The sequence below is a fragment of the Wolbachia endosymbiont of Onchocerca ochengi genome (genome assembly GCF_000306885.1).
Taxonomy (GTDB): Bacteria; Pseudomonadota; Alphaproteobacteria; order Rickettsiales; family Anaplasmataceae; genus Wolbachia.
Genome location: NC_018267.1, coordinates 464,181 through 488,002 on the forward strand (window position 1 = coordinate 464,181; position 23,822 = coordinate 488,002).

Sequence of the window (23,822 nt, forward strand, 5' to 3'; positions counted from 1 at the left end):
CATTTTAATAACTTTACATCAGGAATTATGCTAGTATCTAGATAATATGGATAAAATGTTACCTAAATTGCAGATTAACCGGTAGTTGCTGGAGTAATGGTAATAAAATTATTAAACACTAAGTGCTTATATTGAATGCCAGAGGTACTGGGAGTATTAGTAGCTACTATTATAGGTTTTTTAGAATATTAACTTGATATAGAAGTGGATAGGAGAAAAGATGGTTACAATGATAAAAAAGCATTGTGAGAGGAAAGAGATAAGGTGTTGACTGAAGAGTATAATTCTTTGCTTAATTGAAATGAGCATCGAGCTAGAAACACATAGGTCTTTTTGGCTTGATATTTAATCGATATATAAAAGCTACTATACTTATACTCTGTTTACAAATTTTGTGAAGATATTAAATTAAAAAGATAAAGGATACAGTGATAGTTTAAGCAAGTTGAAGTGCATATGAAATCTATAGTATGTACTTCAGGAGGATTTTGTTTACAAAGTAATCAATTTTATTCTATAAAATTACTATAGAATCTAAGCATTACCTTGAAACTTGGACGCTTTTAAACGAGAATAGGTTATAAGAGCACATTCTCTTGTTATTTTGATTTAATTAACTCACATTATTCATCATTTTTGATTAACTAATATAATTTGTTGCTAACTTTATGGAGAGGTTTTGTAATCTGATGAAAGTAATTGAAAAGGAAGTAATTCCTTAGTGTTTCTTTGCTGTATCTAGGGGATAATATTAAGTGTTAAGTTTTCTTTTAAATATCAATTTTTAAAAGTATTTTTATGTTTTTTAATATTTTAAGCAATCTGTAACGTCTGATATCATGTATCTTGATGGTTGAAGCCTTCTCTCTTGTATTCGCTAATCATGTTTTTTACTTTGAGTTGCGATCAAGTTCCTTTATTTCGACTTTCTTCGTATTATTCAGCATTTTTTTTATTCATATTGAAATCTGATATAATCTAGTGTCAGGCACGTTTACAACAACTATGTGCTTAACATCATGTTCATTTAGAACTTTAAGAGTAATATATTTCACCTCTTATTCTGTGTTTTCTTCTCTTTGGTATTGTATGAAAAATAAATATTTTTTTTGCTCTATTTTTCTAAATAATATCTCATTCATGTATCTAATTGCTTAGCTAAGCGAAATTTGTAAAAAAATAAGAATATTAGTTAAATTATATAATTTTTACAATTTCTGACATAAAACTTCTTTTTATGACTAAACCATCTATAAACTCAGCTTTGAGGTAAAGTTATTGCTGTAGAGTGAAACTACTTAATATGGTTATTAATATCTCTGTTTTATATAGATCGATATGTATTGCGTGTAATTTAAAACGTTGTAGTTCCTGAATTGTTAATAAGGTTTAATATAGGAGTAATAGATATAGAACAATTTTATGAGGTTATATTATATAGGGTATTGTTTTAGCATCTACTCCTATAAATATTCTTCTAGATAGGTTTACTTACAAGGTTTATTGGACCAGTTTGTATTAACATCTAGTTGAAACATTGAAAGACTTTGTAAATGTATGATCCGCAACATTCTTGTATGAAATGTATGCTACAGACAGCTATATTATATATAGCATTTAAAAATGTGTATTGATAGGTTTTGGCTTTTAGCATTTATTGTTTCTTTATATTTTGGCAGAGAACTTAATTAAGTACTGTAAGATAATAATTTTTATGCTATGATCATGGTATTTGTGTCTGTTTTGGATAGTTTCATCAATAGAATTGGTGAATGGTGTGATATTTATGCAGGTATCGTAATAATTTGGTTGATTCCCTAGATTGTGTTGCTTTTAGTATTATCAGAAATAGAAAAGAATCATAATATTTTCAGTTTGAGAAAAATGATTGAGGGTTGTAAAAGGTTATTATCAAGTGTAAAACTTACTGTGCCATTTTTATACTGAGTCTCTTTTCTGTTGCTTATATATCGTTTATCACTTATGGAATTTTTTTGGTTTATTTAGCACTATTTTGTGCCCTACATTAAGATACAAATAGTTTTAGGGGTGTTTCTTAAGTGTTGGTCTAATTGCAGGCAATGTTTTTCAAAAACTTGGAGCGAGATGGTGTAAGATTTTTATGGTATAAGCGGGATTACTATTGGATCTCTCTATTACTTTTTAACATTTAGTATAATTATATTCAATACTTATATTTAGTAGTATTACCTATGGTTGTTGTTCTGTGTATTGGTTATAAAGTTTATCAAATAGTGCCTTTGACATATTATTGGATCATTTCTATGAAATTAGAGGTATAAACTTCCTTCACAGTTTCATTTATCAAATTTTTTGTCATGACTATTTTTATCAACTCAACAAGCTGTATTTATAATGGTAAGTAATCAGTGTAGCTGTCTATGTTTTTCTCAAGTAGTGCTGGAACTCATTTTTACTGCTTGTTTGTTGCCTTTAAAGGATAAGGTGTGATTAATTATAGATGTATAGGTAATTAATTTTCTCCTGCTAACCTTTCTGCTTCGTTACGTGAAATTAATGCTTCAATAAATTCATCTAGCTCGCCTTCTTTTATAATCTGCTCTAGCCGATGTGAAGTCAGATTAATTCTATGGTCTGTTATTCTTGATTGTGGAAAATTGTAAGTTCTTATACGTTCAGAACGATCTCCAGAACCAATTTGACTTTTTCTCATTGTTGATCTTTCTATCTTTTTTTTTTGCCTTTCAATTTCGTATAGCCTTGCTCTCAATACTTTAAACGCCTTTGCCTTATTTTTGTGCTGCGATTTTTCGTCTTGTTGTATTACAACTATTCCTGTTGGTAAATGAGTAACTCTTACTGCACTGTCAGTTGTGTTGACTGATTGTCCACCGGGGCCGCTAGACCTGTAAACGTCTATTCGTAAATCTTTCTCTTCTATTTTAAAATCGACTTCCTCAACTTCTGGTAATATTGCAACAGTAGCTGCTGAAGTGTGTAGCCTTCCTGAGGATTCAGTTTCTGGTACTCGCTGTACTCTGTGTACTCCTGATTCAAATTTCAGCCTTGCGAAGACTTCTGTTCCATTAACAAGTGCAGAAGCTTCCTTGTAGCCACCTATGCCTGTACTAGAAATGTTTATTGGTTCAAATTTCCAGTTTCTTTTTTCTGCATACTTTTGGTACATGCGGAATAACATCGCTGCAAATAACGCTGCTTCTTCTCCTCCTGTGCCTGCTCTAATTTCTAGTATTGCATTTCTTGAATCATCTTCATCTGTCGGTAGTAGTGCTAATTTTAGCTTAGCTTTTACTTTTGGTAATAATACTTTTTGTTTCTCGAGAAATTCTTCTTTTGCTAACTCTTTTATGTCATATTCACTGTTTTCATCTTTTAATATTTCCTTTAAATCTGAAATTTCTTTTTTCAGCGTGTTGTATTCATCAATTATTTTGATAATTGGTCTGAGTTCAGAATATTCTTTTGAGAAATTGATAAATTCTTTTTGACTTAAGTTGATAGGATTTCCTAATTTTCTTTCTATGTCATTAAACTTTTTCTTTAAATCTTGTAAATTGTTTTCTATGTCCATATAGCTTAAGTCTAATATTTTAACTACCTTAGTAAATAACATATACTTGAAATAAAAAATTTTTTACATCAAGCAATAACATTATAATATACATACTACCTTAGATATTTCTATAATAGTGCAAGAAAGATGACATCAAATAGCAATTTTATATTTGGAGCTTCAGACATAAAATCCCTGCCAGGTGAGTCAGTTCCGGAGATTGCGTTTGCCGGTAGATCAAATGTAGGGAAATCGAGCTTAATTAACCTGCTTATAAACAGTAAAAAAGCTGCCAGAGTTTCTTCTAAACCTGGGTGTACTAGGCAAGTAAATTTTTATTCTATGTATAATGATAAGTTTAGACTTGTTGATTTGCCAGGGTATGGCTATTCTTGTGCAAGCAAAGAAGAAACAATACAGTATCTGAACCTAAGTGAGTATTATTTAGCTCAAAGAAGAAGCCTAAAAAGAGTGTTTGTGTTGGTAGATAGTAAAGTAGGACTAAAAGAAATAGACAAAGACTTTATTTATTGGTTAATATACAACAATATTAACTTTGATATTGTGCTAACAAAAGTAGACAAAGTAAGTCAAAAAAATCTCGATGCAATTTTAGAAAGCACTCAAAAATGGGTTAATAATGAGAATGTATCAATTCATCAAATGAGCACCCGTGTTAAATGTAAAATAACCAAGGTAAGAGATGAATTTTTCAAGTTTACAAAATGAAAAGATGAAAAGCAGTGAATTTTCAAATGGTAAGATATCATTTAAACAAAAAACAGAAATATTGCTTGAAGTGCTATCTAATATACCCAACTTTGTAGGGGAAACTTTTGTCATCAGATGTGGTGGTGTGGTAATTTCAGATGAAACACTGTTTAGTACTTTTATACATAATATTGTCTTGCTGAAACAGCTTGGTATAAACCCAGTTATAGTTCATGACGGGGAGCGTGAAATTGATTCTGTGCTGAAAATCTTAGGCATAGGTAGTAAGTTTGTGAATAATATCAGACTTACGGACAAAGACACTATGAAAATTATTGAAATGGCGTTATGTGGTTCAGTTAATAAAAAAATTGTTCAGCACATAAATTCTGCTGGTGGTTCAGCTATTGGATTGTGTGGAAAAGATGGTAACCTGATAAAGGCTGAAAAAGTAAGCACTACCCTTAAAGAAAATGGGTCAGACAATATTGAAAGAATATTAGATATGGGATTTATTGGTATACCGATTGAGATTAATCCTGATATATTGTTTTTTATTGAGGAATCAGATTTTATACCGGTTATTGCACCTGTTGGTCATGGAAGAAGTGGAGAAACATATCACATCGATGCTGATAGTGCTGCAAGTGCGATAGCAATTGCAGTTTCTGCATCTAAAATGATAACCTTTAGTGATACAGAAGAAATAGATAAAATTGGTAGCAGGAGGATATCTATTAAAAATTTAAATACATCAATTAACTGTGGTAAAATTAGGGGAGAAAGGCTTATTGAAAAACTTATAGCGTGCACTAAAATGGTAGAAGAATGTGCTGGAACTGCGCATATAGTTGATGGTAGAATACCTAATGTTATGATTGATTTATTTACTGAGAATAATTCGAGTATATCGGTTATGAGTGATTTGTAGCTGAGCATTAATTACTGTGACATATTACTTTTATGGATATACAGTTTATATATTACGATTTAGCTTTTGGTGGATAGAGTGCAAAAAATTGAAGTAGAGATAAGGAAATTATTACATGGAGAGGGTTTGCCTCTTCCATGCTACACAACTGCGCAGAGTGCTGGTATGGATCTTTATGCAGCACTGGGTAATTTTGTGATTTTAAATCCGCTTGAAAGGTTGCTGATTCCAACTGGAATTGTAATTGCAATACCGAATGGTTTTGAGGGACAAATTCGCCCACGTTCTGGCCTTGCTGCGAAACATGGAATTACTGTCTTAAATTCTCCTGGTACTGTAGATTCTGATTATCGAGGTGAAGTTAAAGTTTGCTTAATTAATCTAAGCAACCAACCGTATGAAATAAGAAGGGGAGATAGGATTGCACAAATTCTTGTTACTCCTATATCTTGGATAGTTTGGAATAATACAGAAGAGTTTTACATGGAAGAAACTGACCGAAATGCAAGCGGTTTTGGTTCAAGTGGTAGATAGTTTATGTAAACGTTGTCTCTCAATCGGGTTTGACGTGAAAAATTTCTTGACTGAGGTAGTTTTTACATATAGTTTTAGTATATTAATGATTTATCAAAGAGGTTAATAATGTCAATTTTTAGGAATCATCGTGGTCAACTTCGCAAAATGAATGTAGCTCTTGTAGCACTTACTTCTCTATATGTTGTAGGTGCAACAGCAGCATTTTCAGCACCACATTGGGTATCTTCGACTTCAGCTTTAACTCCGCTTGCAGCTTTCGCAGCTACACCACTTGGAATAGGTATATTAGCAACTGTTGCTGTTGCACTAGTTGGTTTAGCGATGTATGCTATCAGTAAAAATAATAAAATATCTGAGTTGGAAGCTATGAAGTTTGTTGTTGATAGCGGTAATGTAAAGCTGCAAGTGACAAAGAAGGAGTTTGAGTATATAAAAAGAAATAATAAAAATAGGGATAAAGATGGAAGGATTGTAGAAGGTGAGTATCGTATAGATTTTGCTAACTCAGAGGGTAAGGAATGCTATGTTATTGTTACAAGCGAGAAGAGCCAAGAAATGGGTAATACTTTGCTCTTAAATATAAGTTCATTAAATATGAAAAGTAATGAAGGTAAATATGTAGCTCAAACTGACATGTCGAAGACATTAGGGTTAGATAGAGCGGGTGCTAAAGAGTTTAATACTTATTTGAACTCAGTTATCATTGGACAGACTGTAGATCAAGAACAAGCAAAGTAAGCAGTATAGCTAAGCAAGAAAGAGGTAGTCTTGATCTACCTCTTTTGTCTTTTTGGAGAGTTCTTGGGTTTTAACACTATGTGTGAATCGTACGGATATTGTAGTTTTTATTTATCAAGGTAGTGCTGTACAGATAACTAGTTTCTATCATCCAGAAAAAAAAGAAATATAAGTTTTAGGGTTGTGCACTAAAATAAATCTCTCTCAGGTTCTTAAATTGCAACTAAAAATGCTAAAAGTTTTACCAAATAGAAGAAAGGTAAAAAAATTTCTAGTGCTGATTTTGATTCTGTACTTCTCTGAGTTAATAGTAATAACTCCTTGCTAATATTTATTTAAGGTCGATTTGACTAAATATAGAGAAAGTTTAGAAGTATGAAGCTGTTGTAATTTTATGTAACCTGGGGAAATGCCTTAAGTTTTTACTGAATTTTGTTGTTAAATCTATAAATCGAAGGTAAGTTTCCGATCAAGGATAATCTTAGTGCTGTAGTAAGAAATTAATTAGATTTGTTGAGTAATTTCTTTGTTTTTGTAACATCATACCTAGTACACTGTAAATTATTATGTAAGAAGTCTATTAATAGCTTAAGTATGGAGAGTTAAAACACGTGACCTCTATTTTTTTTGTAATTCTTTTAGCATGTTAGATTCTAATCTTAATAAGGTACATTATGATTGCAAATATGAGTACTGTTTACTTTAGGGTATTAACATAATGAATATTAATATCTAAATTCATATAGTAAATGGTGTTTTTGCCTTTAATACATTGAATTGTCCAGATGAGGCTGTTGCAGAATCTAGGGATGTGTTAAGGTAGCATTAACATTAAGTTCAATTGTCTGCTACTTATTTTCTAAAAGGATCACAATTAATCTTTTTTTCTAGATTTGCTGCTTAAAGAGAGCAAACATTATGGCTTAATGTTGTTATTAGACTACTTATTATTAATATATATTATTCCGATTGAAAAGTTTAGTTATATTATAATATTTATTTTAATAAATGAACTTGTCCTTAATGGTGAATTATTTCAGTTTTAGGGGTTTCCTAATGGTAGTTAATATAAAACAGAAAAACAAAAAAGTGATTTATCCATAGAAAAATGTAGTAGAGGTTGAATTGGTAAAGAATATTTTAGTTTTGGCTATAGAGAAGTTGATTGATATCGTATTAAGACCTTATAAAGGTGAGTAGGTAATTATGAGTCAATAATTTAAAATAAGCAGAAAAAAAGATCTATTTTGATATAGAGATATTAAAAGTCAAGTTATTGTAAAGAAAACGGTTGGAATTGCAGCAAGCAGATGGATACAATATACTTTTGTTGTTTAAACAATAAACAACCTCTACTAGAAAGTTGATTCTTGCCAAGCAGTTTATAGGTTTATTGATTAGCTTAGCTAAGCAGGAAATTGAAGCTAGGAGAGTTACTACCTTAAAGGCTAATATTCATATTACTTGCCTAGGACATTTTTAATCAATTGCTGCAATGAATTCATGTATATGTGGTTATTTAGGTGATTTGAGTAGATCATGCAATAAACTTTACGGCATGACAGAAATTGTAATGGCAAAAAAATGTCAAGAATGTTTCTTGATAAGAAAGAGATATATGTGTCAAAATGTTAGCCTGTCAGTATTTTGAACCTTACTCAAAAGGAGAGGGTAATGATAATGTAAGAAAAAGAGTAATAAGCGGTGGAACATTGGATAAATTTGCTAAGCTAGATCAAGTAGAAAGTTAAGATTTAAAATACGTGCAAAGAGGACTATGTTTCTAATCGGGGTTGCATATGCGTATGAAGGTGATAAGAACCATTCAAGTTTTAAGAAAAGTGGAGAGATGAGAAGAGCACATATCCGCTGAGGTGCTAACTATAGGATAGAGCATATTAGTAAATGGACCTATTTGATGAGGCCTTGAAAATTATGTATGTTACTTTTAGATAGATTGAAATATTCTATTTAGAGAGTAAAGTTATGGCATTTTAAAAAATTCTAAATATAGATGCAAGAGATAGTGTTTTTGTGCTATTTTAGAAGGATATAAACAAGCTGAAGTTACTGGGAAATTTTAGATGCTGTTGGGTGGGCTTAATGACTGTACTAGAAGAAAGGGTAAATGAAAACAGCTACAAGTTGTTGATATGAATTGTAGCAGTTTTATATAGTTGCTTATTTTTTAAGTCTAGTTTATGTAACTTCTGTTACTATGAAGCAGCATTAACTTATGTTGGTATGATAATAGCTGAAGGTAAAGGATTATATGCACTCGCAGTGACTATCTGATATTTACTACTGGTTCTCTGCTAGTTGCTACATAGTTGTACCTACTGTAAACTTTATATATAAACTATAGTAAAGTAAGCCAAATTGGAGAGGTAAAAGAGACTGTACTTAATGATTATGAAAAAGATGATCAAAGCAATCCTAAGTTAATAGGTGGAGAAATTGGGATAGTTAAAAAGCGTAGTTTAATGAGAAAAAGGGATAAGTCTCTTTCCCTTTTTTAATATTTTCTAGTTTTTATATCAATTAGGTAATACATTTGATAGTTACCGCTGATAATTGATGATACTTATAATGTAAGAATAAGTAAATCTTGTTTACTGTTTATAGAAGTGAAAAGTGTTTGCATGTTGTTAAAAAAACAGTAACTTATTATTGAGTAAATTTGCTAAATTTGGAAATGTAAATGTCTATTAACTTCAGTTTACCGGAGTTGCCTGTTCTATATCCAAGAATTACTGTTATAGGTGTTGGTGGTGCTGGTGGAAATGCCGTGAATAATATGATTCAATCTAATTTGCAGGGAGTAAATTTTGTTGTAGCAAATACTGATGCTCAGGCGCTGGAAAAGTCATTGTGCGATAAAAAAATTCAGTTAGGTATTAACCTAACTAAGGGACTTGGTGCTGGTGCTTTGCCTGATATTGGTAAAGGTGCGGCAGAAGAATCAATTGAAGAAATTATGGAACATATAAAAGATAGTCATATGCTCTTTATTACAGCAGGAATGGGTGGTGGTACTGGTACAGGTGCAGCACCAGTGATTGCGAAAGCGGCAAGGGAAGCAAGAGCTGCGGTTAAAGATAAAATGTTAAAAGAGAAAAAGATATTGACTGTTGGGGTTGTAACCAAGCCATTTGACTTTGAAGGTGTACGTCGTATGCGCATTGCAGAACTCGGACTTGAAGAATTGCAAAAATATGTAGATACACTAATTGTTATTCCAAACCAAAACTTATTTAGAATTGCCAATGAAAAAACTACATTTGCCGATGCGTTTAGACTTGCTGATAATGTTCTGCATATTGGCATCAGAGGAGTAACTGACTTAATGGTTATGCCAGGACTCATTAATCTTGACTTTGCTGATATAGGAACAGTGATGAACGAAATGGGTAAAGCAATGATTGGTACCGGAGAAGCAGAAGGGGAAGATAGAGCAGTTACCGCTGCAGAGGCTGCAATATCTAATCCATTGCTCGATAATATGTCAATGAAAGGTGCACAGGGAATATTAATTAATATTACTGGTGGTGAGGACATGACTCTATTTGAAGTTGATGCTGCGGCGAATAGAGTGCGTGAAGAGGTAGATGAAGACGCAAATATAATATTTGGTGCTACTTTTGATCAGGCAATGGAAGGTAAAGTTAGAGTTTCTGTTCTTGCAACTGGTATTGATAATAGTAGTAATATCCGTGATGGCAGAGTAGAAACTTCGTCTGTCAGTCAAACTAAGATTTCAAAGGAAGAAAAATTCAAGTGGTCTTATAGTCAAGCTTCAGTACTGAAGACAAAGCCAGCTGAGCAAGTAAGTGAAAGAGTAAAATGGAGTAATAATATTTATGATATACCAGCTTATTTAAGAAGAAAAAAATAATGTAGTTTTTGATACTTAACTGAGAGCTGAGTGAATTTATGGTAAAATGAAAAGAAAAGAATAGCAAATAGGGTAGGTAGCTATTAAGCTCAAAAGTTGTATAAGAAATATGTAGCGAGGGGATTTTGCATCTTTTATCATGCAAGTAAAGAAAGGTGGTATTTGGAATAGTTGAAGTCTTCAAGGAATGTTATCATGTTACCGATCTTTTCAAGTTTTTAGGTAATCAAGTGATGTTGAGTGATATAAAAAAATTACTTTTGAAAAATATGGTCATGTTAGAACAATCATGTTTATCAGTTTTTCCAGTCTCATAGAAGATGGATGGAAGGATGAGTAAATGTTAGAAGTAAATATTCTTGATGAGAGATGGTATAGCGTTACAGATGATCCAAAGCGATTTGTATTAAGCGTTATGAGTGTTTCTCTGCAAAAATTGGAGATAGACCACTATAAGCCAAGTATATCAGTAGTTCTTGCTGATGATAATTTACTACATCAACTTAATTTAAAATTTAGAAAAATAGATAAACCAACTAATGTGTTATCGTTTCGGTATGAGCAACTATCTAATAAGTGTGATCTAGGTGATGTAGCGATTTCAATAGACACAATACAAAAAGAGTCGAATGAATACAATATATCTACTATAGCTCATGTTGCACATATGTTAGTACATGGGTTATTACATTTACTTGGTTACGATCACCAAAAAGAAGATGAAGAAGTTATAATGAAAAGCTGGGAAAGCAGTATTTTGATCTCTTTTAGCTGCAATTACTTATCTAATTTAGAGGTAATTGAATAAAAGTATAGTAGATAATAATAAAATATGTTATTTACAAAATAGAAGCTATTTTAGAAATAGCCATAGATAATAAAAAGTAAACATATGGTCCAGTTTTTTTTGCCAAAGAATTCTAAAATTAATGGAAAGGGTAAAGTTTATCCTGCTCCTGCTAAGGCAAAAAACGTTAGAAGATTTCAAATTTACCGTTGGTCAGCTGATGATGGGAAAAATCCTAGAATAGATACATTTTTTGTTGATATGGATAATTGTGGCTCTATGGTGCTTGATGCTTTGATAAAGATAAAGGATGAAATAGATTCGACCTTAACTTTCAGGCGTTCTTGTAGAGAAGGAATATGTGGATCTTGTGCGATGAATATTGGTGGAACCAATACTCTTGCATGTATTAAGTCTATATTTGATATAAAAGGTGACGTGAAGGTATATCCATTACCTCATATGTATGTGATAAAAGACTTAGTTTCAGACTTGAGCCAATTTTATGAGCAATATAAGTCAATTAATCCTTGGTTACAAGCAGATAAGCCTGGTTTATTAAATAAGGAATATTCGCAGTCTCCTGAAGATAGAAGAAAACTTGATGGACTTTCTGATTGTATATTATGTGCCTGTTGTTCAACTAGTTGTCCGAACTACTGGTGGAACAGTAATAAATTTTTAGGACCTGCAATACTGTTGCAGGCTTATAGGTGGATTGCTGATAGTCGTGATAATAAGAAAGATGAGAGGCTTGATGCCTTAAATGACCCATTTAGGTTATATTGCTGTCATACAATAATGAATTGTACAAAAACCTGTCCTAAGGGGCTTAATCCAGCAAGAGCAATAGTAGAAATGAAGCAGCTTATGTTAAAGAGGGGAGGAGTTTGAATGTTACCTCTTGCACTCCTCGTATGAGAAGAGTAGACCTTCCGAAGCATAAGGTATTATTAATGTTCTAAATGCTTTTCCATTTGTGAGGTTGATTGTACTATTATATGGTGCAAGTAATTTTTTGAATAACTCATGCCTTTGGTTACTAATAGCTTGAAAATCCTCTTGTTTTAGAAGTTTTTTAGATTCGAATAAGTAAAACATGACTTCATGATAAGTGGGATAAGATGCCAAGAGCTTTATGTCAAATTGAAAACTTTTTATAAAAGCATTATTAAAAAACTTTAGTTTTTGATTCCTACCGTATATCGTGATAGCAATTGGTAATTCCTCAAGTAAATTTTTCTGTGCTGCTAAGTAGCTATCTAATCTAACGTATAACTCTTCTGTATCACTAACATCTTTTCCATATATTACTATGCTACCGGAGTTTCGTATTGGAATCTTAATAAAATCAAAAACCTTGCGTTCATTTTTGTAAGTTATTACATGTTTTCCTGATTTCAGGCTTTGAGCACTGTTAGTAACAGTCAATCTTTGAGAGTTATTTATGTATTTATCGTAAAAAGAGTTATAAAACTTTATCTTTTTATTTTCATTATATTTGAGTATCGGAAATGGTAGAGAGTTGAAAATATTTCTGTAGCTTTCTATTTTTTGTTTAAGTTTGTTATTTTCTAATTCAAGTTCAGTAGCTTGTATCTTATAGTCTGAGATGTTTCTTATCCACAGCAACACGCCGATTACAGTATTAGAATTATCTATTATGCTTCTGCCATAGCAGATACAGTAAATCTCGCCATCTTTTGATTTTAAATCCAGAGTAAAGGATTTATTTATTTTTTTTGCCTCAGTAAAATTTTTAATTAAACTTTCTGATTGCTCAAAAAAGTTTACAAATTCATTGAATGAGTAAAAAACGGTGTTGAGCAAGATCAGTAAGTTAGGGGAAAACTTTTCTATACGTTTTTTTGCATCCCAGATATAAAACCCATCGTCTACAGTATCAATTAGATTGTTTATTATAATATTTTGATGTTGTAAGCTCTTAATTCTATTATCTACTTTCAACTTAGAATAAGAGAGAAAGAATAGTATTAAAATTAATAATAAAACTACTTCATACAGAAAAAACATATTACCTTTAAAAACGGACGTAAAAATTTGTAACTGCTCAATAAAGGTATGTATAAGTTATGCTGAAGAAGTATACAAGTAAAGATTGCCTAATATCTGAAAGCCCAATCTTTTATAAAGATTGACAGAAGGTTTCATACAGTGTGCTACTATGTATTTACATTTAAGCTGCTGGATTATTTTGATTCTTTCTAAAACCATTTGGGTACCTATTCCACGATTTCTATGAATTGGTAAAACTCCATCACTATAAAAACCGGCTACGCTATCTTGAATATAAAAGCCACATGTTCCGACGACTTCATTATTTAGTGTTACGAGAAAAAACCTTAATCTTGAGTTTTTATCATTGTAGCTTGATAAGCCGCGGAAAAATGTACTGACGATTCCAACATTATGATGAAAGATTCTAGAGGTACATAAATCTAATTGTTCTAAGAGATTGCTACTATTTACAACATTCAACCTTAAATTTGGAACAATGTCAGCAGACAGGAGATAATTTTTCATATTAATTAAAACTTTTTTTGGTGTACTAACGTGTTTTATCTCACTTTTTTCTAGAACATTATTTGTCTTTGTGTGTGGATTCATTACCCATGTTGCTTCTATATTCCTTGCTCTAAGATAATCTAAAGTTTTTTGTATAGAAAGTTCAGTACATTGATCCTCACAGAATACAAAATTAAATAATGATTGCTTGGTTCCATTTATTATAAACCCGATGTTATCAAATTCATTGTGTACTTCCCACCGAGATAAATTTGCTGCGTGCAGTATATAATCCTTTAGGTTTTGAGTAACCAGACTTGAATAATAGATTTCCTTATCCTGCATATACAGATAATGAACAATAAAAAGCTTCTACAAAAACACAGGCTAAAATTGCAGCTATAATATCATCCAGCATAATGCCTAAGGGACACTTGATATTTTTATCAATCAGATTTATAGGCCATGTTTTTATTATATCAAAAAACCTGAAAGAAAAAAAGCATAACATCAATAAAAGGCTATTAATTTCTTGGTTTAGCGGCACCGAAATTAAAAATATTGTCAATAGTTGGCCAACTACTTCATCAATCACTATCTCTTTTGGGTCGTGTAGAGTTTGGTAGTGTTTTGTGTAGTTACTTATGGACCATAATCCAATTAAGAACAGAGAAATAATAGTTACTGTACCTAAAATTCTGTTACTTAGTACTATAGGAACAATTGGATAAGAAGCTAAGCTGCCTACAGTACCTGGCATTTTTTTTACTGTGCCAGATAACCACCATGTTGATATCAATTTATGAAAAATTTTCATAATACACCAAAGCAAAAGATTAACTTAGAAAAACAGAAACAGTATTCTCTATAGGAGCATTTTCATATAATAGTCTATAAACAGCTTCACATATAGACATTTTTATCTTTAGCTTTTTTGCTAAATAAAATACAGATTGAGCAGTACTAAGACCTTCAATCACTGATTTACCTTCTAATAAAATTTGCTGGATATTAAAACTATTATTGCTACTACCTATTTTGAATCCAAAGAATAGATTTCTTGAATTTAAGGATGTGCATGTCATAATTAGATCACCTAAACATGCTGGTCCAAGTAATGTATCTGTGTCTATATTACTATTATTGATTTTTGCTAGATAAACAGTTTGAATTTCATTCATACTTTTTGCTATTAATGCTGCATGAGCATTGTATCCAAGTTTCTTACCCAAAATGATCCCACATGCTATAGCAAAAACATTCTTTAATGCTGCACAAATCTGTACTCCTATAACATCACTACTAAAATATAATTTAATATTTTCTTGTTGTAGCTCTAACATCAGCCTTGACCCTAGTGTATCATTTTGACACGCAAGAACCATTGAATAGGGTAATTTTTTTGCGACTTCTATAGCAAAGCTAGGGCCTGAAAAAATAGCAACAGGATTATTAGGTAGAACTTCATTTACTATTTCACTCGGTAGTTTTAATGTAGATCTTTCTATTCCTTTACAGGCTAAAATTATTGCTACGTCTTTCTTTAATCCACAATTACGTAATTGCTGACATACCTGTCTTAAAGACTGGACGGGAACAGCAAGGATTATTGTTGAAGCATTAATTGTTTCTTCAATGGCTGACTTTACTAACACATTGCCAGAAATTTGATAACCAGGTAACTTGTCACTTTCTCTTGTTCTATTGATTAATTCGAATGTAGTTCTATTACGGACCCACAGAACTACATTCTGCCTATCACTCAGTGAAATTGCAATTGCTGTACCCCATGCACCAGCACCTAAAATCGATATTGTCACACAATGCCCCTGAAAATTATTATTCTACTCTAAGATGGCATAGTAGGTAAATTAAAAATATGACATAGATATATAGAATAGTTAAATATTTATTAACTTAAGTACTCTTTCAATGATAATGGTTTTAATTCAATATTTACTGAAAATAATATTGTTCTTATGATATATAATATATCTATTATATTTTAGATCTGTTTATATAATTTTGGAATGGTATGTCCATTATAGTAGTTTTGACCATTTATTAATAAAAGTTTGATTTGTTACTTTCCTTAGTTATATATATTGCTAAAATTATAGATTACTTACGGGGTATAAAATATGCGTATATTATTAATTGAAGATGATCAAGTAAGTGCAAAGACTGTAGTTAATGCTTTAACTTCTGATGGACACTTTTGTGATGTTGTAACTTCTGCGCAAGACTACAACAATAATATAGTTTCCTCGAATGGGGATCATTATGACCTAGTTATTTTAGATATACACTTGCCCGGTGATATTGATGGATATGATATATTGTTAAGGTTAAGAAGTGCAAAAATTAAAGTTCCTGTCTTGATACTTTCATGTATATCTGCTGTTAATCAAAAAGCTAAAGGACTAGGATATGGTGCTGATGATTACTTAACTAAGCCATTCCACAAAAGTGAGCTGCTAGCTCGAATAAAGGCAATAGTCCGTCGTACTAAAGGACATCCTGAATCGGTGATAAAGATTGGTAACATAAATATTAATTTTGATCATAGAGTTGTTGAGGTGAAAGGTAAGACGGTTCACCTGACTAACAAAGAATATTCTATGATAGAGTTACTAGCGTTGCGTAAAGGCACTGTACTAACAAAAGAAATGTTTTTAAATCATCTTTATAATGGTTTAGATGAGCCTTCAGATAATAAGATAGTTGATGTTTTTATGTGCAAGTTACGTAAGAAACTTGAAAGTGCGAATGATGGAAAAAGCCATATAGAAACTGTTTGGGGCAGAGGATATGTCCTAAAAGAATATCTTGATGATGAAGAATATACTAATATTAGTAGTAGGGAAAATAGTAATGGCTATCAAGCAGAATAAATAAAGGACAACATATAAAATGCTTATTATTTAGGCTATCTTACTGATACTTATGTAAGTGCCTAGGTGAAATATAAGCCGAGTTCTGTTTATGTAGCTATTTATCTGGAGTAAATGTTACCATTTACTGCATGCGATTTACCCGAGTAGACATGAGGAAAAGCATAAAACCTACTCTTATTTAATCTTGCTCCTAGTGTTGGTTACTCAACTACCAATGTTGCCATTGGTATGGTATGCTCTTACCACACCTTTTCATCCTTACCTAAAAATCTTAGGCGGTAATTTTCTGTAGCCCTGAACTGAAGTCACCTCCGGCGGGTATTACCCGTCACTATTTTTCCTTGGAGCCCGGACTTTCCTCTGCTGTATTTATCATACAACAGCAGCTACTTATTTCACCCAGAAATTAGATTTTAACATAAAAATCATAGAATTAAAATAATTTCCATTATTGGTCAATGATCTGCATATCAAACATTAAACTACAACTAGAGATAATACTCTGATATACATTGTGCATTGCTATTCTAAGATAATCCACTATCTCTTAAACTTTGAACTTCTTAATCTCTATTTAAGGTGATAGTATAGGCTACTTGATCTGCTACCGTTTTTTACTAATATGCTATATCTAATTCTGTTTTAGAAAAGGTTACACTATTATTTCTGCTTCACTAGGTGCATTAGGGTATGGTAAGTTAATTAAGTTACGGAGAAGAGGTAGTTTGAGGGAATAAAGCCGTGGTAAACAAATGCAGGAGTTGTTAACTTTTTATTTTAGTACTTGGGCGTAGTAAATATTTGTTTGTGTGGTCTTTTCTAGGTTTGCTGTTGGTGAATTAGTTAACTTTATAGTAACCACTTAATTATCTATTAAGTAGGAGTTGTTTTATCAGCGTCTGCAGTAGCTGTGGTAGATTTGAAGTAGCATTTGCTTACTAGTTTTTACTATCATGCGTACTATGCTTGTTAATAATTTTATTAATTTTTGTTGTATCAGTGGTTAGTACCTTTTTAAAGAGTTTAATTTTGATCTATTTTTAACAAAACTTATTAAATGTAATTTTCCTTAAATAATGAAACTATGCGATCCAAGAGTTTTAGTCTATCACTTGGAGAATTGAGAAAAATATAATACATTTGTGAAATCAGCCATATTATATTGGGTCTTCTATAAAGAAATGAATAGCTTGATTATATTTTTCCATTAATTTATATTAATTTCTTATTAAAATTCTTTGCGATACTAATTGAGTTAAAATCAACTCTGTTAAAAAAACATAGTGTATTGCTCAGTCTTTATTGGTGGGTCTGTTTTGCATCTCACTGGCTTTTACTTTTTTATTTCATTGTTTTTGTAAGTAACAAGATTATTTTAAGTATATTGGCTTTGCCAATACCATTTTTTTACTAAAGGCCCCAACTTGGTTATTACTAAATCCAGTTTGAAACTTAAGTGGTTATGAAGATTGTATAATTCCAACTTCTCTTTTTCTATATAAAAATTGGTAACCATTAACCTAAATAGTTTTTTAATTTATATTTTTTTAACTTCCTCTAGAACTTCATTGACATGTCCGCTAACTTTTACGTTTTTCCAGATCTTTACTATTTTACCTTTTTTATTTATTAAAAAAGTAGTGCGTTCTATCCCCATATACTTCTTGCCGAATATGCTCTTTTCTGCCCAAACACCATATTTTTCTAATATTTCGACATTTTCATCAGAAACTAAATAAAATGGCAGTGAATATTTTACTTTGAAATTTGCATGGCATTTAACACTATCTTTTGATACACCGATTATCACTGTGTGAAGGGAGGAAAAATCATTTATTTTATCTCTAAAATCTTTTGCCTCTATGGTACAACCTGGAGTATCGTCTTTAGGGTAGAAATAAAGAACTACATTTCTTTTATTAAAAAAAACACTTAGTGATAAATTTTTGCCAGAATCTGTTGGTAAGCTAAAATCCGGTGCATTATTTCCTACTGTTAACCCCATATCTCACTCTTTTAATGATACTTATGGTAGTGTATTATAGTTAGAGTTTTCAAGAACTTTAAGTAGAAGTCAATTGAATTTTTGTATATTTGCTTTCCATAAAAGAAATTTAATGTTGGTAGTACTAAGTTTTACTTCACTTTTAATATCAAAAGTTCCACTATTAACTCTATTAATTTTTTGCTAATCGGTGATCCAATGCCTGTACCTTCGTTTCTATATTATGGATCATCTGCTTAGCCGAAAACAGATATAACTTTGTATATATCATATTATTCTATTTCTCGTAGTCATGAAACTTAATAGTTGATGAATTTTTTCTATATTTTTTTAATTGCCATTCTTATTAAACCATCTTTAATATTAAGTTTAGTAATAAATTTATTATAATTTGTGCCATTCTTTTAGGATCTGCAGTTACCAATAATTGTTTATCAAACATCTACTTTTTAAACTAGTTTCTGTTTTTTTTTAATTTAGGCGATAGCATATTAAAACACGAATCTATTATTTTGTTTAGGTTAAATTTCACTTTTTCTGCTGTTAAACTGCTGACTCAGCTTTTGCAAAAGCAAACATATTGTTAATTAAAGCAAATAAATTTATCCTTGCATTGTATATATCGTTTGCATACTTCTTATATCGAGAGTGGTCAATCGAACCTAAAGTTTCATTTTTGATTAACTTCGCATGTCCAATGAATAAAATAACATTAAGGGTGATGGAGTGTACGTAGCTCATGTGTAACGCTTGCAAAAAACTTCAGCTTATTTGCGTTTTCTTGCTCTAATGCCTTTTTATCTGTTATAATTCAACATTAGTTTTATGTTGCTTAATTAGCAACTAGGTATTGGAAAAGTGTAAGTAAAGCATTATTAATTTTAAATTACTGATAATAAGCCTGAAAACGTTAAAAAATAGGCTATATGCTAACATATGAATTTTATGGCTTTTAGTAAAAAATATCTCTTGATTGTTTAGTAATTTATCAATTTTGTCACTTGTAAGTAACTACCTACATTTGTGATCTTGACTGTTAAGGTTGCTGAATATTGTTCTGCTATTTTGATCATACAATATTAAACTTAAGAGTTTCTTACTTTGCTAACTGATTGAGTAATAGTTCAGCACTTAGCCTTATTAATTGGTTTATGTAATCACAGTTCTTGTATTTGATATGATGCTTTTTTATTATGTTGTTTTCCAATAAGCTTTTAAAGCTTACACTTAAGCACGGTAAGAAAAATATATTCTCTAGTGAATAATTGTAATATATTATACTAAATAAAATCATAAAAATTAATGAGAATAATGAGATACCTTTTATAGGTGTTTATTTTTTAGTGTAGTAAAGTTTATATATCCTTCTTGTTGTAAGGTGATAGTTTTTATGTTATTGATCAAAACTTATAGAATATCATATTTTTATGATAATTTCTCTTACTTTGTGATTTATTTTTCTTTAATATCAATTTTTTCATAGCAAGGGTATTTGCTTGTACGACATTGACAATAAGTGCTACGTAGATTTTCACTTTAGAATAGCTGTTCATAGTTTAGGTTGCATTAACTCACGATTAACCACTACTCTTAAGTTACAAGAAGAAAGGTTGTGTATATAACGAATATCTACAATATACTTGCTATTAATAACTTGTGAAAAGTTAATAAACAATAACTCTGTTGATGCTGTATTTTTTGGCAAATACTAGGCCAGGAACAGTAAAGTGCAGACTTAAGATTGCTTATAGATCTATCAAAACAGAAAAGATGATAAAAACTGTCATAGAATTTTAACGTTCCGTGATGCTTTTTAAAGGCATAATGTTGAAAACGTGAAAAATGAATAAAAATTTTATGGAAAAGTAGAGAGTTCTATGTTAGATATTATATATTAGTGCTATTTTTTAATTGAGTGCATGTGGTCTAGGTAGGACAGGGAAATTATTCGCATGTGAGTATATAAGAGTGGATTCATATTGTGCATTTGTAAAGGAAATAGGAGTGAAATTTCCCGCTGAAAGCTTTCCTTGTAGGTCGTTTACTGTTTGAGGTGACATCTCAGATAGCGTTATAAAAATTTTGCTTCTACTTGTGGGTATTACTGAAAAGAAGATTGATGTGGGTGGGTGTTGAGTTTCTTAAAACGATATTTATCTGAGGAATTTTCTGGTTTATCTTTAATATGAACGATGATTTAATATGCTTGGGAATAGTTACTTCTCCTCATGGAGTTAAGGGAGCTATTAAAATAAGAACTTTTACTGAAAAGCCTGAGAATGTTTCTTTATACGGTAGGCTAATAAGTGGTAATGAGAATTATAAAGTAGACTCAGTGTCTGTTGTAGATGATAATTTAGTAATAGCTACAATAAGCGGAGTAAATTCTCGTAATGAAGCAGAGTTCTTAAGGAATAAGAAATTATATATAAAAAGGAACAAGCTACCAAAATTAAATGATGAGAATGAATTCTATCAGAGTGACCTTGTAGATATGAAGGTAAAACTGGAGAATAATGAACTGTATGGGTATGTAAAGTCTGTATATAGTTTCGGTTCAGGAGATATATTGAAAATTTCGGTTGTTAGTACAAAAAAGAGTGTTATGCTACCTTTTACTAAAGAAATATTCCCTTATATAAACATAAAGAAAAAGTATATAATCCTCAGTATGCCAGAATTTGTTGATTAATAAAGGCTTTGATATTTACATGAAAGCTACTTATAATTATAAAATCATCCAAAAATGGAATTATGGTAGAAAGAGCTAATGATATTAGGCCAGGTCAGGTGTTGGAACATAATGATGGGTTATTTTTGGTTGTAAATATCATGCACACTCAACCTGGTAAAGGTGGTGCGTACATACAAGCTGAAATGAAAAATATCAAAACTGGTGCAAAACACTATGAAAGGTTTCGCTCTGATGCTCCAGTTAGAAGAGCCATTTTAGATGAGGAGGAATATGTTTATCTCTTCACTGAAGGAGATGTTGTGCATCTTATGCATCCAAGTAGTTACGAGCAAGTTACTCTGAACTTAGATTTATTGGGAGAAAAAAAGATTTATTTGCAGAATAACATGAAAATTAAAGTTGTAACTTACCAAGATAAAATAATTTTCGCACATGTGCCTGACTATGTTACGTTGGCTGTAAAAGAAACGGATTCTGTTATTAAAAAACAGACTGTTACTTCTTCCTATAAGCCTGCAGTTTTAGAAAACGGAATGCGTATTAACGTGCCTCGATTTGTAAGGGAAGAGGATAAGATTGTAGTATATACTCCTGATGATAGCTATTATGAAAGGGCGAAAGAATAAAAGAAGGATGCCTATTTCATCACCACGAATTAATATGATGCTTGATTCTGTGCGAGGTGCTTCTAAACAACTTATGCGCGATTTTAATGAGTTGCAAATTTCTAATGTTAAGTCAGACGACTTTATCAACAAAACTTACTCGAAATCCAAGCAAACTATATGCGGTTGCTTACACAATTATAGACAAGGTTATGGTTTTCTTTTTGAAGATGATCTTGATCAAGAGATAAAAGATGACACTTATACTTGGTTCATCATGCCCATAGAAAGCAAGGAAAATTTTTCTAGTTGTATGGTTTATTTTACAGTATCAGTTTGTCTAATTCATAAGAACAAAGTTGTGGCAGCTGTAGTTGATGTTCCTGCTCTTAGAGAAACTTTTTGGGCGGAAGAGAGAAAGGGTGCTTTTCTTGAAGACTCTAGATTTCGTCATATAAGGATGCGAGTGAAAAGTCGTAACGAAGGTTTGATAGATGTAAGTGGTAATTTATTAAATAAGTTACTGCTTGATAACAGCAATGTGCGTTCCATTGGCTCAACAGTTTTAGGCTTTGCGTACCTTGCTGCAGGAAGACATAGAGGAATAGTTTATTCTGGAGTTAACAAATATAAAACCTTGCTTGGTAGACTTTTTCTTCAAGAAAGTGGCGGAAGGCTAGTAGAAGATAATGGGTTAATCATTGCAGGTAATATTGAACTAGCATAAGTAGGCTACAGGAATGGACAACTTCTCAAAAACTTTTACAAGAGACTCTGTTAAATGTTCCATCATTTCATCGGTATGATAGGGCGTAGGAGTAATACGGAAACGCTCAGTTCCTCTTGGAACTGTCGGATAATTTATGTGTTGAACATATATTCCATACTCATCAAATAGCAATCTTGATGCTCTTTTAGATAACTCTGGATCGCCAATTATTATTGGAATTATATGAGTTTTTGTTGGGATAAGATTAATTCTTGCATTTTTCAGTAAATTCTTTACTTTTTCAACAACTTGTTTTTGTTTTTCTCTTTCAATATTGCTTGATTTTAGATAATCAACGCTTGCTTTTGCTGCTGCTGCTAAAACAGGCGAAATAGCAGTGGTGAAAATAAATCCTGGAGCAGAACTTCTTATTACATCTACTAAGCTCTTTGAAGATGCTATATATCCGCCCATCACTCCAAAAGCTTTCGATAATGTGCCTTGAATAATGGTTACTCTATCCATCAGACCTTCTCTTTCTGCGATTCCGCCACCGTGCGAACCATACATACCAACTGCGTGTACCTCATCCGAGTAGGTAATTGCATTATATTCTTCTGCCAAATCACATATTTCTCTCAGTGGTGCTATATCACCATCCATTGAGTATATGGATTCAAATGCTATTATTTTTGGTATTTTTCTATCTACAGATTTTAACAACTGTTCTAAATGATTAATGTTATTATGTTTAAATATATATTTCGGTCTTTTCCCTGACTTTATGCCTTCTATCATTGAAGAGTGATTTTTCTCATCTGAAAAAAATACTACATCAGGAATAACGGATGATAAAGTGCTAAGTGTTGTCTGATTAGCAAGGTAGCCGCAAGCGAAAGTTAAAGCAGCCTTTTTGTTGTGCAAGCAAGCTAAAGATTTCTCGAGTTCGACAACCTCTTTTGTTGTACCGGATATGTTTCTTGTTCCTCCTGCTCCAACTGATGAATTTTGGGTAGCAGCAATTACACTTTCATTTTGTGACATTCCTAAATAATTATTACTACACCAGACAATTACTTCTCTATTTCTTTCATAATCCATAACATAAGGAAACCTTCCAGGCAATGATGCAAAACGCATGAATTCACGGTAGCGCCCTTCCTCTTTTATATCTTTGATTTTATTTAAAAATATCCCTTCGTAGTCTACCAAGTTTTTATCTATTAATGG

The 23,822-nt window shown here is 31.5% G+C and carries 20 protein-coding genes and 1 other RNA gene; 12 read left to right on the forward strand and 9 right to left on the reverse strand.

Features of this window, described 5'->3' with window-relative positions:
* Positions 1-2,494: 2,494 nt before the first annotated feature.
* Entirely contained in the window at positions 2,495-3,574 is a 1,080-nt protein-coding gene (prfA, locus tag WOO_RS01735) for a peptide chain release factor 1 (protein ID WP_044135483.1), read from the reverse strand.
* Positions 3,575-3,703: 129 nt separating this feature from the next.
* Here prfA and yihA point away from each other — a divergent pair, with 129 nt between their 5' ends.
* From yihA to WOO_RS01770, 8 genes are all read left to right on the forward strand, one after another.
* The gene (gene yihA / locus WOO_RS01740) at positions 3,704-4,285 is read left to right on the forward strand and encodes a ribosome biogenesis GTP-binding protein YihA/YsxC (protein WP_014868967.1); all 582 of its coding nucleotides are present in this window, start codon (positions 3,704-3,706) and stop codon (positions 4,283-4,285) included.
* Between the two features lie 4 nt (positions 4,286-4,289).
* Entirely contained in the window at positions 4,290-5,198 is a 909-nt protein-coding gene (argB, locus tag WOO_RS01745; protein WP_044135484.1) for an acetylglutamate kinase, read from the forward strand.
* Positions 5,199-5,267: 69 nt separating this feature from the next.
* Positions 5,268-5,732 (forward strand): dUTP diphosphatase, encoded by a 465-nt coding sequence (gene dut / locus WOO_RS01750; RefSeq protein WP_014868969.1) that lies wholly within the window; start codon positions 5,268-5,270, stop codon positions 5,730-5,732.
* 108 nt (positions 5,733-5,840) lie between these two features.
* Positions 5,841-6,473, forward strand: a complete 633-nt coding sequence (locus tag WOO_RS01755) for a hypothetical protein (protein ID WP_014868970.1) — start codon at positions 5,841-5,843, stop codon at positions 6,471-6,473.
* 1,628 nt (positions 6,474-8,101) lie between these two features.
* Entirely contained in the window at positions 8,102-8,224 is a 123-nt protein-coding gene (locus WOO_RS04265; protein WP_255325510.1) for a hypothetical protein, read from the forward strand.
* A gap of 950 nt (positions 8,225-9,174) precedes the next feature.
* On the forward strand, positions 9,175-10,368 hold the full coding sequence (gene ftsZ / locus WOO_RS01760) for a cell division protein FtsZ (protein WP_014868971.1): 1,194 nt from the start codon (positions 9,175-9,177) through the stop codon (positions 10,366-10,368).
* Positions 10,369-10,708: 340 nt separating this feature from the next.
* Positions 10,709-11,176 carry an rRNA maturation RNase YbeY gene (gene ybeY / locus WOO_RS01765; RefSeq protein ID WP_014868972.1) on the forward strand — a complete coding sequence of 156 codons (468 nt, stop codon included), beginning with the start codon at positions 10,709-10,711 and terminating at the stop codon, positions 11,174-11,176.
* An 84-nt stretch (positions 11,177-11,260) separates the two neighbouring features.
* Complete coding sequence (locus WOO_RS01770; protein WP_014868973.1) at positions 11,261-12,049, forward strand: succinate dehydrogenase iron-sulfur subunit; 789 nt, start codon at positions 11,261-11,263, stop codon at positions 12,047-12,049.
* Between the two features lie 3 nt (positions 12,050-12,052).
* Here WOO_RS01770 and WOO_RS01775 read toward each other — a convergent pair whose 3' ends face one another.
* From WOO_RS01775 to WOO_RS01790, 4 genes are read right to left on the reverse strand one after another with little or no spacing between them, the layout of a single operon-like run.
* On the reverse strand, positions 12,053-13,189 hold the full coding sequence (locus tag WOO_RS01775; protein WP_014868974.1) for a transcriptional regulator: 1,137 nt from the start codon (positions 13,187-13,189) through the stop codon (positions 12,053-12,055).
* A 57-nt stretch (positions 13,190-13,246) separates the two neighbouring features.
* Positions 13,247-14,026 (reverse strand): GNAT family N-acetyltransferase, encoded by a 780-nt coding sequence (locus WOO_RS01780; protein WP_014868975.1) that lies wholly within the window; start codon positions 14,024-14,026, stop codon positions 13,247-13,249.
* A complete protein-coding gene (locus tag WOO_RS01785; RefSeq protein ID WP_014868976.1) occupies positions 14,016-14,498 on the reverse strand; it encodes a phosphatidylglycerophosphatase A family protein in 483 nt (160 codons plus the stop codon). The genes WOO_RS01780 and WOO_RS01785 overlap by 11 nt, the downstream gene beginning before the upstream one ends.
* Positions 14,499-14,517: 19 nt before the next feature.
* A complete protein-coding gene (locus WOO_RS01790) occupies positions 14,518-15,501 on the reverse strand; it encodes an NAD(P)H-dependent glycerol-3-phosphate dehydrogenase (RefSeq protein ID WP_014868977.1) in 984 nt (327 codons plus the stop codon).
* A 321-nt stretch (positions 15,502-15,822) separates the two neighbouring features.
* Here WOO_RS01790 and WOO_RS01795 point away from each other — a divergent pair, with 321 nt between their 5' ends.
* Entirely contained in the window at positions 15,823-16,575 is a 753-nt protein-coding gene (locus tag WOO_RS01795; RefSeq protein ID WP_014868978.1) for a response regulator transcription factor, read from the forward strand.
* A gap of 59 nt (positions 16,576-16,634) precedes the next feature.
* Here WOO_RS01795 and rnpB read toward each other — a convergent pair.
* From rnpB to WOO_RS04180, 3 genes are all read right to left on the reverse strand, one after another.
* Positions 16,635-16,980: RNase P RNA component class A (rnpB, locus tag WOO_RS03695), an RNA gene on the reverse strand.
* Positions 16,981-18,115: 1,135 nt separating this feature from the next.
* Complete coding sequence (bcp, locus tag WOO_RS01800; RefSeq protein ID WP_014868979.1) at positions 18,116-18,583, reverse strand: thioredoxin-dependent thiol peroxidase; 468 nt, start codon at positions 18,581-18,583, stop codon at positions 18,116-18,118.
* 543 nt (positions 18,584-19,126) lie between these two features.
* Complete coding sequence (locus WOO_RS04180) at positions 19,127-19,324, reverse strand: hypothetical protein (protein WP_232500355.1); 198 nt, start codon at positions 19,322-19,324, stop codon at positions 19,127-19,129.
* Between the two features lie 1,444 nt (positions 19,325-20,768).
* Between WOO_RS04180 and rimM the strand changes: the two genes are divergently transcribed.
* From rimM to WOO_RS01820, 3 genes are all read left to right on the forward strand, one after another.
* Positions 20,769-21,275: a ribosome maturation factor RimM gene (gene rimM / locus WOO_RS01810; protein WP_014868980.1), complete on the forward strand. Its 507-nt coding sequence runs from the start codon at positions 20,769-20,771 to the stop codon at positions 21,273-21,275.
* A 62-nt stretch (positions 21,276-21,337) separates the two neighbouring features.
* On the forward strand, positions 21,338-21,904 hold the full coding sequence (gene efp / locus WOO_RS01815) for an elongation factor P (protein ID WP_014868981.1): 567 nt from the start codon (positions 21,338-21,340) through the stop codon (positions 21,902-21,904).
* A 7-nt stretch (positions 21,905-21,911) separates the two neighbouring features.
* Entirely contained in the window at positions 21,912-22,610 is a 699-nt protein-coding gene (locus WOO_RS01820; protein WP_044135486.1) for an inositol monophosphatase family protein, read from the forward strand.
* Here the strand turns inward: WOO_RS01820 and hemA are convergent.
* Complete coding sequence (gene hemA / locus WOO_RS01825) at positions 22,602-23,804, reverse strand: 5-aminolevulinate synthase (protein ID WP_014868983.1); 1,203 nt, start codon at positions 23,802-23,804, stop codon at positions 22,602-22,604. The two genes, WOO_RS01820 and hemA, sit on opposite strands and share 9 nt — an antisense overlap.
* Positions 23,805-23,822: the final 18 nt, after the last annotated feature.

Coding starts and splice junctions, on each gene's coding strand:
- prfA (WP_044135483.1), bottom strand. CDS start 3,574: ATGGACATAGAAAACAATTTACAAGATTTAAAGAAAAAGTTTAATGAC.
- yihA (WP_014868967.1), top strand. CDS start 3,704: ATGACATCAAATAGCAATTTTATATTTGGAGCTTCAGACATAAAATCC.
- argB (WP_044135484.1), top strand. CDS start 4,290: ATGAAAAGCAGTGAATTTTCAAATGGTAAGATATCATTTAAACAAAAA.
- WOO_RS01755 (WP_014868970.1), top strand. CDS start 5,841: ATGTCAATTTTTAGGAATCATCGTGGTCAACTTCGCAAAATGAATGTA.
- WOO_RS04265 (WP_255325510.1), top strand. CDS start 8,102: ATGTTAGCCTGTCAGTATTTTGAACCTTACTCAAAAGGAGAGGGTAAT.
- ftsZ (WP_014868971.1), top strand. CDS start 9,175: ATGTCTATTAACTTCAGTTTACCGGAGTTGCCTGTTCTATATCCAAGA.
- ybeY (WP_014868972.1), top strand. CDS start 10,709: ATGTTAGAAGTAAATATTCTTGATGAGAGATGGTATAGCGTTACAGAT.
- WOO_RS01770 (WP_014868973.1), top strand. CDS start 11,261: ATGGTCCAGTTTTTTTTGCCAAAGAATTCTAAAATTAATGGAAAGGGT.
- WOO_RS01775 (WP_014868974.1), bottom strand. CDS start 13,189: ATGTTTTTTCTGTATGAAGTAGTTTTATTATTAATTTTAATACTATTC.
- WOO_RS01780 (WP_014868975.1), bottom strand. CDS start 14,026: ATGCAGGATAAGGAAATCTATTATTCAAGTCTGGTTACTCAAAACCTA.
- WOO_RS01785 (WP_014868976.1), bottom strand. CDS start 14,498: ATGAAAATTTTTCATAAATTGATATCAACATGGTGGTTATCTGGCACA.
- WOO_RS01795 (WP_014868978.1), top strand. CDS start 15,823: ATGCGTATATTATTAATTGAAGATGATCAAGTAAGTGCAAAGACTGTA.
- bcp (WP_014868979.1), bottom strand. CDS start 18,583: ATGGGGTTAACAGTAGGAAATAATGCACCGGATTTTAGCTTACCAACA.
- WOO_RS04180 (WP_232500355.1), bottom strand. CDS start 19,324: ATGAGCTACGTACACTCCATCACCCTTAATGTTATTTTATTCATTGGA.
- rimM (WP_014868980.1), top strand. CDS start 20,769: ATGAACGATGATTTAATATGCTTGGGAATAGTTACTTCTCCTCATGGA.
- efp (WP_014868981.1), top strand. CDS start 21,338: ATGGTAGAAAGAGCTAATGATATTAGGCCAGGTCAGGTGTTGGAACAT.
- WOO_RS01820 (WP_044135486.1), top strand. CDS start 21,912: ATGCCTATTTCATCACCACGAATTAATATGATGCTTGATTCTGTGCGA.